This is a genomic window from Geomonas silvestris, assembly GCF_014193515.1.
Lineage (GTDB): Bacteria > Desulfobacterota > Desulfuromonadia > Geobacterales > Geobacteraceae > Geomonas > Geomonas silvestris.
The window spans coordinates 109,310-121,660 of record NZ_BLXX01000012.1 but is presented as its reverse complement, the minus strand read 5'-3'; the positions used below and the strand labels follow the sequence as shown (position 1 = coordinate 121,660).

The following is a 12,351-nucleotide window of genomic DNA, read 5'->3' as shown; positions in this document are numbered from 1 at the left end:
CGCGAACGAGGTAGTACCATGGTCGAATCGGTGCCGAAAAAGTCATCACAGTTTTTGCGCGCCCTGCGCTCGCGCAACTACCGGCTCTTCATGGCGGGGCAGAGCGTGTCGCTGGTGGGGACCTGGATGCAGCAGGTCGCCATGAGCTGGCTCGTCTACCGGCTGACCAACTCGGCCTTCCTCCTCGGGGTGGTCGGCTTCGCAAGCCAGATCCCCACCTTCGTCTTCTCGCCGGTCGCCGGCGTACTCGCGGACCGCTGGAACCGGCGCTACCTCCTCATGATGACCCAGGCGCTGGCCATGCTGCAGGCCGTGATCCTCGCCGCCGCGGTCTTTTCGGGAATCATCCAGGTCTGGCACATCGTCGCCTTGAGCCTCGTTTTAGGGGTGGTGAACGCCTTCGACGTGCCGATCCGGCAGTCCTTCGTGGTGGAGATCATCGAGGACCGGGCGGACCTCGGCAACGCCATCGCCCTCAACTCCTCGATGGTGCAGGGGGCCAGGCTCATCGGGCCGTCAGTGGCGGGGCTTCTGGTCGCCACGGCGGGGGAGGGGATCTGCTTCGTCATGAACGCGGTGAGCTACCTCGCCGTCCTCTTGGCGCTCGCGGCGATGAAGCTGGCCCCGAGCCCGCACCTGGGCAAGGAGCGGCGCCGGGTGCTGCACGAGCTGAAGGAGGGGCTCGACTACGCCTTCGGCTTCACCCCGATCCGCACCATCCTCCTCCTGGTGTCGCTGATAAGCCTCACCGGGATGCCCTACACGGTGCTGGTGCCGGTCTTCGCCAAGGAGGTCCTGAAGGGGGGCGCCCACACCTTCGGTTTCCTGATGACCGCGGCCGGACTGGGCGCCCTGATCGGTACCATGACCCTTGCCTCGAGAAAGAGCGTGCTCGGGCTGGGGAGGTCCATCGTGCTCGCCACGGTCACCATGGCGCTGGGGATTGCCGGCTTTGCCCTCTCCACGAACCTCGCCGTCTCGCTTGCCGCCCTGGTGGCCACCGGCTTCGGAGCGGTGCGCGTCGTGGCGGGGAGCAACACCATCCTGCAGACCATCATCGAGGAGGACAAGCGGGGGAGGGTGATGAGCTTTTTCACCATGGCGTTTCTGGGGATGGCCCCCTTCGGCAGCTTCGGGGCCGGGACCATGGCCGGGATTATCGGCCCCAGCGAGACCCTGCTCGTGGGAGCGGTCTGCTGCCTGGGCGCCGGGCTCTTGTTCGCGCGCCAGCTCCCCGCCATGCGCGCCGTGGTGCGCCCCATCTACGTGAACATGGGGATCATAAAGGAGTAAGAGCGATCCCCTGAAGCTCGCAGAATTTCCCCCCGCAGCGTCTTTCTCTTCACCCGCCGGCTGACCGCCAGGAGCGGAAGTGCGACAACAAAAAGCCGCTGTACCGGATCGCTGGAAAGGCGACCGACACGGCGGCTTTTTGCGTGGTGCAGTGGCACATCTCGTTCGGGTGGGCGGCGTCAGGGTGCCACCGTTTCGGCGGGTTGTTACCAGGTCTGGTCGATCTCGGTCGGGGTGACGACGAGGGCGGCCCTGAGCCAGGAGAACTTCGCCTTCAGGAGGTCGAACTCGGCCCCCTCGAAGAGGAACTCCGCCTTCCCCTTGATGAGAAAGCCGGCACCCGGGCCGTGCAGACCCTTCACCTTGCTGCTTCCCAGGGTGATGAGCACCTCGGGATTGTAGGCCACGTTCGCTTCGGTCTTGTGCAGGTAGCCTGCCGGGATCAAAAGCTTCCCCTCGGCAGAAACCCGCAGGTAGCTGTTCCAGGTGTTCACCAGGTGCGGCCCCTCGCTCCCCAGGGTGGCGATCGCCACCACGCCGTCCTGCTTCATGATCTCCTGCAAGGTCTCGGGAATCGTCATTGCTGTCTCCTTTTCATGGGGCCTCTCTTGAGCGGGCCGCCCGTGTTGTCGCAGCGTAGAATGGCAGAATCTCCGGGTAAAGGATAGGGGCAGTTGGCGGGAAAAACGTGGGGGCAGCAAAAAGCCGCGGGCGCCGGATAATCCGGACGCCGCGGCTTTTTTGTCGAAGACAAAGCTTGGGCTTAGGCGACCTTGAACTGGTTCACGATCCCCTGGAGCTCCTCGGACATGACGGCGAGGCCGTGGGCCGCCTCGGCCGTCTCGCCGGCCCCCTGCGCGGCACGCTGCACGATGTCGGTGATCTGCATCATGTTGCTGCTGATCTCGCTGGTGGTGGCGGTCTGCTGCTCGGCGGCGGTGGCTATCTGCTGGGCCTGCACGGTGACCGCGTTGATCTGCTCCAGGATGTCCTCGAGCGCATGGCCGGAGCGGGCCGCCTCCTGGGTGCCGCGCTCCACCTCGCGGTTTCCTTCCTCCATGGCGGACACCGCGCTCCTGGTCTCGGACTGGATGGTGCGGATCATCTCGGAGATCTCCTTGGTGGCGCGGGTGGTGCGCTCGGCCAGGGCCCGCACCTCGTCTGCCACCACGGCGAAGCCGCGCCCCTGTTCGCCGGCGCGGGCCGCCTCGATGGCCGCGTTCAGGGCCAGGAGGTTGGTCTGGTCGGCGATGTCTTCGATGGTCCCGACGATGGCGCCGATCTGGTCGGAACGGGATCCCAGGGATTCCACGGTCTGCGCCGCCCCCTGCACCCGCTCGGCGATGAGCCCCATCACGCGGACCGTCGTCTGCACCACGCCCGACCCCTCCAGGGCGGCCTGGTTGGCGCGCTGGGCCCCTTCTGCTGCCAGGTGGCAGTTCTGGGCGATGTCGCTCGAAGTCGCCGCCATCTCCTCGCCGGCGGTGGCCACGGTCCCGGCCTGCGCCACCACCTCCTCGGTCCCTTCCGCCATCAGGTGCGCCGTGCTCCTGAGCTCGGTGGAAGCGGAGGCGACCCGGCAGGCCTCGCCGGCCAGCTGCACCATGATCTGTTGCAGCTTGGCGGCAAACTTGTTGAAGTGCTCGCTCAACTGCCCCAGCTCGTCCCTGCTCTGGTAGCTGACCCGGCGGGTCAGGTCGCCCTCGGCGATGGCCGTGATGGAGTCGGTCATCTCCTTGAGCGGGTTGCGCACCCCGCGGGTGATGACGAGCGAGGTGAGGATACTCAGCACGACGGCGAAGATCCCGAGCCCGATCATCAGGGCGATGGCGCTCTGGCCGGCCTCCCGCGCGGTCTTGACCCTCAGGTCGACACGCTTTGCGAAGTAGTCCAGCAGGGCGTTGGCGGCCGCGGTGTACTTCGCCTGGATCTGTTCCCCCTCGCTCGCCTGCAGCGCCTTGAACTTCATGACGTCACCGGCATCGGTGGCCGCCTTGAGCTTCGCGTTGGTCTCGACGCCTGCGGCGATCGCCTGCTGCAGTTCCGCCAGGAGTTTCTTCCCGTCGGGGGTCTTGGTGTTCTTGACCACGAACTCCAGCGCCTGCTTGTAGCTCTTGCGGCTCTCCTCGATACGCGCGTTCAGCTTGTCCCGCTCGGCCTGGGTGTCCGCCAAAACCAGCCCCTTGATGGCCTCGTTGACCTCCTTGATGCTCATGAGCACCTTTGCCGCATTCGCGCTCAGGTCGCTTACCCGGTTCACGTTCTCCAGCTGGTCGGCGCTGGTGTAAAGGCTCTTGATCCCGGTGCCGACCACGATCACCAGAATCAGGGAGACCAGGGTGAACCCTGCAAAAAGGCGCGTACCGATACTGAGGTTTTTCATTGTTGTCCTCTCTTTTGTGAATGCCGCGTGTGATGGCACGAACTGGCGGCGGAGCTGTTGGCAGAGCGGAACCTGGCTGTTGCTGCAGTTCCGGCAAAGGCTGTCATGCTTGTAGTCGTATCGACGACATCTTGAGAAACTTTAGGACTATTTCTGGACCAACAGAGGAACGTGCCAGTAGTAGTTTCTATTAATGCCTACCAGGTTAAAGCCTGGCAGTTACTGTGGTAAGGTCGGCGAGGGTTTAACTGATTGGGGAAGGGGCTCATCCAGTAAAGGCGGTTGTCGAACTGCGCTCCTGTAACGTTTTACGCTCTCTGCGTCGCGCACAGGCGGCAAGACCGGGACAGCGGCTTGATGGACCGCGGGACCGGCGTCGGGGCTGCCAGCTACCCTAGGGGGGGCGCCCGTGAAGGGTGGCGTTTGACGCAGTTCTTCATTAGGTGTATAGTCCGCGCTGCTGCGCATCCGGCCGGTTTTGGAGGCCTCCCCGGCCTCTCCGCCTCCTCCTTCACGGGACTTCACATGGACGAAATCATAGGACTCTCCGTCGACCTCCTGGAGCGTCTCGGGATCCTCGCGGTGCTCTTTTTCCTCATGCTCCGCTTCGAGCCGTTCCGGCGCCTGTTGACCGGGCATGCCACGCTGCGCGAGAAGGCGGGGCACGCGGTCTTCTTCGGCGCGGCCGGCATCTTCGCGACCTACTGCGGCTTTCCCATGCACGGAGCGATCGCCAACCTGCGCACGGTCCCGGTGGTGATCGGCGGCATCCTGGGGGGGCCTTTGGTGGGTCTCGCCGCAGGGCTCATCGCCGGGCTGCACCGCTACTTCTACGACTTAGGCGGGGTGACCTCGCTCTCCTGCGCCATCGCCACCCCCTTGAGCGGGCTCTTGGCCGGGGTCGTCTACCGCAGCCTGCAAAGCCGCAACCTCGATTCGCTCATCGCCTTCGGGATCGGGATGCTCGCCGAGTCGCTCAAGATGGTGCTGATACTCTTGCTGGCGCGCCCCCCGGAGGCCGGGCAGTACGTGGTGCACACCATCGGGCTTCCCAGCATCTTCGCCAACGCCTTTGGGGTGGCGGTGCTCCTGGAGGTGATCTCCTCGGTGCTGCGCGACCAGGACCGCGTCGTGGCGCACCAGGCCCAGACCACGCTGAACATCGCCTTCCGGACGCTCCCCTTCCTGCGCCACGGCCTCACCGCGGAGTCGGCCGGAGCCGCGGCGCGCATCATCCGCGAGCTGACCGGGCTCGACGCGGTCGCCTTCTTCAGCGCCGAGGAACTCCTCGCCCACGAGGGGGTGGACGGCGAGCGGCACCGCACCGGCGCGCCCGGGGTCCCGCTGGTGGTGCGCCGGGCCCTGGAGAGCGGCGCGGTGGTGACCGCCCGGGACACCGACGAGGTCGGCTACCCGGCCCGCGAGAGCCGGCTGCGCTGCGCCATCGCGGTGCCGCTCAGCGTGGGGGAGAAGGGAGGCTCCGTGATGGCGCTCTACCGGGTGCAGGAACACGCCATGAGTCGGCTCGACCTGGAGCTCGCCCACGGCCTGGCTCACCTCTTCTCCAACCAGCTGGAGCTGGGCGAGATCGAGCTGCAGCGCAAACTGGTGGCCGAGGCGGAGATCAAGGCGCTGCAGGCGCAGATCAACCCGCACTTCCTGTTCAACGCCATCTCCACCATCATAAGCTACACCCGCACCGACCCGCGCACCGCCTCGGTGCTCCTCGTGAAGCTCGCCGAGTTCTTCCGCAAGAACATAAGCCCCACGGCCAGCCAGGTCCCCCTGTCGCTCGAGCTGGAACACTGCGAGGCCTACCTCGCCATCGAGAAGGCGCGCTTCGAGGAGCGGCTCTCCATCGTGTACCAGGTCGAGGAACCGGCGCTCACCTGCAAGGTCCCCTCGCTCATCCTGCAGCCCCTGGTGGAAAACGGGGTGCGCCACGGCATCCTCCCACGCGAAGGGGGCGGGGTGATCCGGATCGCCGCCAGGCGCGAGGCGGACGAACTTCTGATCAGCGTCGAGGACAACGGCGTGGGGATCCCGCCGGAGCGCCTGGCGGCCCTGCTCTCCGAGGGGTCCCGGCTCCCCTCCTCGGGGCTCGGCCTGGCTCTGAAAAACGTTAACGGACGGCTCACCACGCTCTACGGCAAGGATCGGGCCCTGACCATCGAGAGTACGCCGGGAGGCGGCACTACGGTGAGTTTCTCCATACCGGTGGCGGCATGAGCATTACGACCTATCTGATCGACGACGAGGCCCCCACCCGGCGCGAACTGCGCTTTCTTTTGGAGGAGTTGGGGGAGGTGACCATCCTGGGGGAGGCGGGGACCCCGTCCCAGGGGCTGCAGGGGATCCGCGAGTGCCGGCCCCAGCTCATCTTCCTGGACATCCAGATGCCCGGGTTAAGCGGCATCGAGCTGGCGGAGATCATCCGGGCGCTCCCCGAGCCGCCGCTCATCGTCTTCGCCACGGCCTACGAGGGGTTCGCGGTCGAGGCCTTCAACGTGGAGGCGCTCGACTACCTGTTGAAGCCGCTCACCCTCGAGCGGGTGGCGCGCGCCGTGCGCAAGGCGGCCGCGCTGTTGCGGCTTAGGGCGGCGCTCGCGCCGGTCCACGAAGCCTCCGAGCCGGCGCTTGGGGCGGACAAGGGGGAGGTGAAGCGGGTCCTGGTGCACCAGGGGGACAAGCTCATCCCGATCGCCCCGGAACAGATCGTCTTCATCCGGGCGCTGGAAGGGGAGGCCGAGGTGCACACCGCCGACGGCGTCTTTTTCGCGAAAAGCACCCTCACCACGCTGGAGGCGATCCTCGAGCCGTACTCCTTTGTCCGGGTGCACCGCAACTCCCTGGTGAACCTGAGCCGGATCATCGAGATCATCCCCTGGTTCAACGGCAGCTGCAAACTGGTCCTGAACGACCGGCAAAAAAGCGAGGTGCTGGTGAGCCGCTACCACGCCAAGGACCTGAAACAGCGCCTGATCCTCAGCAGCTAGCCGGTCTGCACGGGAGGGGCCACATCATTGCCGATGGCGGCCTCCCCCTCACCCTGTCCCGCAAGAGGAGGGGGACCTTATGTCACCGGTTTCCCCGGACGTTCAGGATGAACCTCGGGAGAGGGGGTCCATCTCAACGGCTTTCCCGGAAATTCCGGATGAACCTCCCGCACGGGGGGGGAAGCCCCCTTGCTCGTTCCCCCTTTAGCTCGTTCCGCGTTCCTGCCATTCAACCCCGATTTCTGCCATTCATCCCCCTTTTCGCACCATTCGGCGCCACTTCCTTTCCCTGAGACACGCATTAGGGCTATACCTAAGCTAGCGAATAGATACCGGAATGCCGGAGTCGGGCTGCGGGTGCGGCCTGGCGCGGGAGGCTCCCCGGTTACCAAACAGCAGGAGGAGAAGCCAATGTCTGAAGAGATGATCGAAACGCTCGAGCAGGAAGGGGCCGGGTTCAGCCGCCGCAATTTCATGAAAACCGCCGCCGTGGTGGGCGCGAGCGTCCTCGCCGTACAGGCGGTGGGGCGCCGCGAGGCGCAGGCCGCGGAGGAGGTGAAGAAGGAGGCCAAGGCCGCCTCGGCCGCCGCAGCAGGCGGCAGCACCAAGAAGCTCTCCGACGTGCTGAAGACCTGCCGCGAGAAGATGTACCCGCGCTGCCGGGTCTGCCCGGAGTGCAACGGCGTCGCCTGCTCCGGCGAAGTCCCGGGGATGGGGGGGCTCGACTCCGGCAAGGCCTTCCGCAACAACCTGGAGGCCCTTAACAAGTACGACCTGAAGATGAAGACCTTCCACGAGGTGAAGAAACCCGACACCACCCTCACCCTTTTCGGCGCGAAACTCTCCATGCCGATCCTCTCCGGGATCACCGGCGGGGTGACCTACAACATGGGACTGGGCGGCAAGGTGAGCGAGGAGGAGTACGCCGAGGGGATCATCGGCGGCTGCGCGAGCGTCGGCACCATCGGCTTCGCGGCGGACGGCATCGGCGACCCGCTCTCCGTGTACGAGACCCGTCTCCAGACGGTGGCCAAGTACCGCGGCAAGGCTGCGGCGCAGATCAAGCCGCGCACCCAGGCCGAGATCATCGAGCGCATCCGCTTGATCGAGAAGGCCGGCGCCCCCTTCTTCGCCATCGACATCGACTCGGCCGGCCGCGCCAACCGCGCGCTCCCCGGTAAGACCGTCGAGCCCAAGAGCCTGAAGCAGCTCCGCGAGATCGCCAAGTCCACCAAGCTCCCCTTCATCATCAAGGGGATCATGACCCCCGAGGAGGCCGAGGCGGCGGTCGAGGTCGGCGCCGCCGGCATCGTGGTCTCGAACCACGGCGGCCGCGTCTTGGACCACACCCCGGGTACCGCACAGGTGCTCCCGCAGATCGCCGACAAGGTGAAGGGGCGCCTGGTGATCTTCGCCGACGGCGGGGTGCGCTACGGCGCCGACGTCCTGAAGATGCTCGCCCTGGGTGCCGACGCCGTGCTGGTGGGGCGCCCGCTCTTGCGCGGTTCGGTGGGTGGCGGAGCCGAGGGTGTCGCCCTGACCCTCAAGAAGATGCACGAGGAGCTCCTGGTCGCCATGATCCTGACCGGCACGGCCGACGTGAAGAAGGTGAGCCGGAGCATCATCGCCTGATCCCGACTACGTACCCTGAAGCGGCGGGACTTGAGCCTTGAGGGGCGGGTCCCGCCGCGTGAACGGGATGGAGAGAATATGAAACTATCGAACGTAAGCCTTACGCTTCTGGGGCTCGCGCTTTGGGCCGCAGCGGCAGGCGCGACCAGCGACAAGGCTCTGCTCTACGGCGGAGCGGGGCAGGGGAAGGTGATCTTCGACGGCCGGCTGCACGCCTCGAAGGGGCTGGTCTGCAACGACTGCCACAGCGCCATCTTCGCCACCAAGAAAGAGGCGCTGATGACCATGGACAACCACAGCCAACCGGTGGGGTGCTTCACGTGCCACGACGGCGTCAAGGTCTTCAACGACTGCGAGCAGTGCCACCGCAAATTCTAAGGTTCATCCTACACGTTCCTGAAAACCGCATCCCCCCCTCCCTTGACGGGTGGGGGGAGGAGGGTGGGAGAAGCTGCCAGGTGCGATGAAATGGCACCTTCCCCCTCACCCAGTCCCTCTCACGCACGGGGAGAGGGGACCTAAACGCACGGCTTTCCAGGGAAACCCGGACGAACCAAATCTACAGGGTTTTGCACCCTGAACAGGAGGACACACATGAACAAGGCATTCCGGATTTCGGGCCTTATCCTGGGCGCCGTTTTGGCTCTGGGCCAGCTGCAGGCGGCTGGTGCCGAGGAAGTGAAATTTGCCGGCGCGGCGAGCGTGGTCACCGACCTGGTGGCGCCGCACAAGGCGCAGGTGGAGAAGACCACGGGGATCAAGCTCGTGGTGGACAAGAGCAATGCCGGCAAGGGGCTCATCGACCTCATCGACGGCAACTGCGATGCGGCCATGGCGTCGGCCTCGCTGGATGCCACGCTGGCTGCCGCCAAATCCGCCGGGCTCAAGAAGCCGGTCCCCGACCTGAAGCTGCAGGTGATCTCGAAGTCCGAGGTGGTTTTCATCGTGCACCCCTCGAACCCGGTGACCAAGCTCACCTGGGAGCAGATCAAGGAGATCCACACCGGCAAGATCGTGAACTGGAAGGAAGTGGGGGGCAAAGACCTCCCCATCACCGTGTACACCGACGCCAAGGCGAGCGCGACCCGCGGCCTCATCAAGCAGACCGTGCTGGCCAACGCCGAGTATGCGGCGAGCGCCAAGGCGGTGGATTACGTGAAGGACGTCAACGACAAGGTAGCCCTCGACCCGAGCGGCATCGGCGGCCTCGGTTCCGGGTTCGTCGATGCGGGGAAGGTCGTGGTGGTGGGCACCAAGAAGCTGGAGCGCCCGCTTGGTTTCATCACCGTGGGTGAGCCCTCCGCCAAGGTCCGCAAGGTGATGGAGGCCTTCAAGGCGGCAAGCAGGTAGCACGAGCAACCAGTATCTCAGGCGCAAGCCTCTTCGTTCACTGTGATGGCCGTCCCTCCATGTGGAGGGGCGGCCTTTTTTGCGAAGGATAGACAGAGGGGAATTTGACCTGGTTGCTGCCGATAAATCCCCGCGTTCCCCCCTTCGCAAAGGGGGAACGCGGAATTCAGCCGCAGAGCTGCGTGGAAATGAAGTTAGAGCTAGGGTTGTCGGAAACCAGACAAAGGTACTTTCCCCGGAGATCTAGGCAGTGCCGCCGGCGTCACGTCCTCCCCTTTGCGAAGGGGAGACAGAGGGGATTTGATCCAGGTCGCTGCCATCTGCGTGGCGAGGAATAAAAAAGGGAGTGTCCTGTTGGTCAGGAACACTCCCTTATTTGTGGCTTGTGGCGATTCAGTGACGCTTCAGAAATTTTACGGGTGGGGTTCTATCCCCTTAATCCCATGCATCCCTGTTGGTCTAAAAGGTCGTATCCCTTAATCCCCGTTACCAGTCGAGATCCTTGCTCTTCTGCACCCCGAGCCGCTGACCGGTGGCGGCATCCACCGTGAAATTGCTGGTCCAGGTGTAGCTCCCCTGGCTGGACGAGGCGGCGTAGTTCACCACGAAGCGCAAAAGCGAGCCCGGCTCCTGCTGTACCCCCTTGATGAGCACCTCGAAGCTGCGGTAATCGTCGCTGTCGATCGGCTGGGGCAGCGGAAAGGCCACCGCCTCTCCCAACACCTTGCGGTTCTTGTCCAGAAGCGCTACCCGCACTTCCATGTTTTCCAGCCGCTGCGCTCGCACGTTCTTGATGAGCCCCTCTACCTTGAGCCCTTCGGCCGCCGGGGCGAGACGCCAGGCGTAGCGCAGGTCGAAATCCTTATAGATGTACCGGTAGTCTGCAGCCGGGCTGCGCGTGGCCGCCTGCTCGGTCGCGCAGGCACCCAGGGCGACGACTACTGCCAGTAACGCTGCCGCTTTGATCAGAATCTTCACGTTCCCTCCGATGAGCATTCCAGAAATGAAAAAGGCCCGCCGAGCTTAAACCCGGCGGGCCGGAACTGTCCACTGTTTTCTACTCTTTGCGCGGGACCACCACGATCCCGGAATCGGTCACCGTATAGCCGCGGCGCAGGTCCTCGTCCCGGTCGTAGCCGATCACGGTCCGGTCCGGGATCACCACGCCGCGGTCGATGATCGCCTTCTTGATCTTCACCTGGCGCCCCACCTGGACGTTCTCGAACAGGATGGAATCCTCCACGAGGCTGTGGCTCCTGACCCGACAGGAGGGACCCAGGATGGAGCGGCACACCGTGGCACCGCTCGTCACGCAGCCGCCGCTTACGTGCGACTCCAGGTTTACCCCCGAGTTCCCCTCGCTGTCGGTCACGGTCTTCGCGGGGGGGAGGTTCCCCTGGTTGGTGAGGATGGGCCACTTGTAGTTGTACAGGTCGAGCTGGGGGGTGCATTTGATCAGGTCCATGTTGGCGTGGTAGTAGGCGTCGAGGGTTCCCACGTCCTTCCAGTAGCCGCGCTCTTCGCTCTTGAAGCCGGGGATCACGTTGTTCTTGAAGTCGTAGGCGAAGACCCGCTCCCGGCACTCGAGCATCATGGGGATCACGTGCCTGCCGAAGTCCAGGTTCTCGTGGCGCTTCTTAGCCTCCTGGAGCACCTCGATGAGCTTTTTGGTGGAGAAGATGTAGTTCCCCATGGAGGCGAGGCAGGTCTCGCAGCCGGAGATCGCCTCCGGGCACTCCGGCTTCTCCTCGAAGGAGCGCACCCGCCCCTCGTCGTCCACCGCGAGGACCCCGAAGCGGCGTGCCTCGCTCGCCGGGACCTCGATGGCGGCGATGGTGAGGTCCGCGCGGTTCAGCCGGTGCTGGTTGATCATCTGGCTTACGTCCATCCGGTAGATGTGGTCCGCCCCGAAGATCGCCACGTAGTCGGCGTTGGAGGACTCGACGAAGCGCAGGTACTGCAGGATGGCGTCCGCGGTCCCCTTGAACCACTTCTCGCTCTCGCTGCTCGTCTCGGGCGAGATGGCCACGAAGAACTCGCCCAGCCCGGTCCACTTGCCCCAGGACTCGCGGATGTGCTTGTTGAGCGAGAAGGCGCGGTACTGGGTGAGGATGTAGACCTTCCTGATCCCCGAGTTGAACAGGTTGGAGAGCACGAAGTCGATGAGCTTGTACTTGCCGGCAAAGGTCACGCTCGGTTGGGCGCGCCTCATGGTAAGCGGCCAGAGCTGCTCTCCTTTGCCGCCGGCGAGCACCATGGCGATGGTGTTTTTTTCGACATTGTCCTGGCCAAACATGCTGCTTCTCCTTTCTTGAATCGGTGGTGAGGGGTGAGGTGGCCCTGCACCCGGAATCGGGTCTGACACCGTTTGGAGGGCGGGCCGGTTTTCTGTCAGGACGATGTGCTCTTTCACTATCAGTACCTACGTAGGGGTCGATTGTAAAATATTATGAAAATTTTTCAACAAATAAAGCGTCAGGTAATCTGCCCGGCGTGCTCACTGCGGCAAGAAAAGTGAGTTGATGCTAATGTCTGTGCCTGTATTTCTGGGGCGTTAGCTTTTTCTGTGACTTGGTCATTTTTTTTGTGAGGAGGATAGCTGGGACCGGTGGGGGCGGGTGAGTGAGTGCCGCCCCTCCTCGTCCACGAGAAGCCTGAGGAGTGAGTTCGCCGTTTTTCGTGGAGGCTCGGCAGCGA

The 12,351-nt window shown here is 64.5% G+C and carries 10 protein-coding genes; 6 read left to right on the top strand and 4 right to left on the bottom strand.

Translation table 11 applies throughout. The annotated features are described in order from the left end of the window. The first annotated feature begins 18 nt into the window (after positions 1-18). Entirely contained in the window at positions 19-1,293 is a 1,275-nt protein-coding gene (locus GMST_RS17300; protein WP_183355950.1) for an MFS transporter, read from the top strand. Between the two features lie 206 nt (positions 1,294-1,499). Here the strand turns inward: GMST_RS17300 and GMST_RS17295 are convergent, their stop codons facing one another. Further along, positions 1,500-1,874 (bottom strand): pyridoxamine 5'-phosphate oxidase family protein, encoded by a 375-nt coding sequence (locus GMST_RS17295; protein WP_183355949.1) that lies wholly within the window; start codon positions 1,872-1,874, stop codon positions 1,500-1,502. A 182-nt stretch (positions 1,875-2,056) separates the two neighbouring features. After that, on the bottom strand, positions 2,057-3,676 hold the full coding sequence (locus tag GMST_RS17290) for a methyl-accepting chemotaxis protein (protein WP_183355948.1): 1,620 nt from the start codon (positions 3,674-3,676) through the stop codon (positions 2,057-2,059). A gap of 525 nt (positions 3,677-4,201) precedes the next feature. Here GMST_RS17290 and GMST_RS17285 point away from each other — a divergent pair. The 5 genes from GMST_RS17285 (at position 4,202) to GMST_RS17265 (ending at position 9,654) form a co-directional block, all read left to right on the top strand. Then, complete coding sequence (locus tag GMST_RS17285; protein ID WP_246399794.1) at positions 4,202-5,905, top strand: LytS/YhcK type 5TM receptor domain-containing protein; 1,704 nt, start codon at positions 4,202-4,204, stop codon at positions 5,903-5,905. After that, the gene (locus GMST_RS17280) at positions 5,902-6,672 is read left to right on the top strand and encodes a LytR/AlgR family response regulator transcription factor (protein WP_183355947.1); all 771 of its coding nucleotides are present in this window, start codon (positions 5,902-5,904) and stop codon (positions 6,670-6,672) included. The genes GMST_RS17285 and GMST_RS17280 overlap by 4 nt, the downstream gene beginning before the upstream one ends. A 411-nt stretch (positions 6,673-7,083) precedes the next feature. After that, a complete protein-coding gene (locus GMST_RS17275; protein WP_198424573.1) occupies positions 7,084-8,304 on the top strand; it encodes an alpha-hydroxy-acid oxidizing protein in 1,221 nt (406 codons plus the stop codon). Between the two features lie 78 nt (positions 8,305-8,382). Then, the gene (locus tag GMST_RS17270) at positions 8,383-8,682 is read left to right on the top strand and encodes a c(7)-type cytochrome triheme domain-containing protein (protein ID WP_183355946.1); all 300 of its coding nucleotides are present in this window, start codon (positions 8,383-8,385) and stop codon (positions 8,680-8,682) included. Positions 8,683-8,898: 216 nt separating this feature from the next. After that, complete coding sequence (locus tag GMST_RS17265) at positions 8,899-9,654, top strand: substrate-binding domain-containing protein (RefSeq protein ID WP_183355945.1); 756 nt, start codon at positions 8,899-8,901, stop codon at positions 9,652-9,654. Between the two features lie 486 nt (positions 9,655-10,140). Here the strand turns inward: GMST_RS17265 and GMST_RS17260 are convergent, their stop codons facing one another. Both GMST_RS17260 and glgC read right to left on the bottom strand, forming a co-directional pair. Continuing rightward, positions 10,141-10,632 (bottom strand): FxLYD domain-containing protein, encoded by a 492-nt coding sequence (locus tag GMST_RS17260; RefSeq protein ID WP_183355944.1) that lies wholly within the window; start codon positions 10,630-10,632, stop codon positions 10,141-10,143. A gap of 79 nt (positions 10,633-10,711) precedes the next feature. Next, a complete protein-coding gene (gene glgC / locus GMST_RS17255; protein WP_183355943.1) occupies positions 10,712-11,950 on the bottom strand; it encodes a glucose-1-phosphate adenylyltransferase in 1,239 nt (412 codons plus the stop codon). Positions 11,951-12,351: the final 401 nt, after the last annotated feature.

Bases quoted from the DNA above. Each gene is read 5' to 3' on its own strand.
- GMST_RS17300 (WP_183355950.1), top strand. From the start codon at position 19: ATGGTCGAATCGGTGCCGAAAAAGTCATCACAGTTTTTGCGCGCCCTG.
- GMST_RS17295 (WP_183355949.1), bottom strand. From the start codon at position 1,874: ATGACGATTCCCGAGACCTTGCAGGAGATCATGAAGCAGGACGGCGTG.
- GMST_RS17290 (WP_183355948.1), bottom strand. From the start codon at position 3,676: ATGAAAAACCTCAGTATCGGTACGCGCCTTTTTGCAGGGTTCACCCTG.
- GMST_RS17285 (WP_246399794.1), top strand. From the start codon at position 4,202: ATGGACGAAATCATAGGACTCTCCGTCGACCTCCTGGAGCGTCTCGGG.
- GMST_RS17280 (WP_183355947.1), top strand. From the start codon at position 5,902: ATGAGCATTACGACCTATCTGATCGACGACGAGGCCCCCACCCGGCGC.
- GMST_RS17275 (WP_198424573.1), top strand. From the start codon at position 7,084: ATGTCTGAAGAGATGATCGAAACGCTCGAGCAGGAAGGGGCCGGGTTC.
- GMST_RS17270 (WP_183355946.1), top strand. From the start codon at position 8,383: ATGAAACTATCGAACGTAAGCCTTACGCTTCTGGGGCTCGCGCTTTGG.
- GMST_RS17265 (WP_183355945.1), top strand. From the start codon at position 8,899: ATGAACAAGGCATTCCGGATTTCGGGCCTTATCCTGGGCGCCGTTTTG.
- glgC (WP_183355943.1), bottom strand. From the start codon at position 11,950: ATGTTTGGCCAGGACAATGTCGAAAAAAACACCATCGCCATGGTGCTC.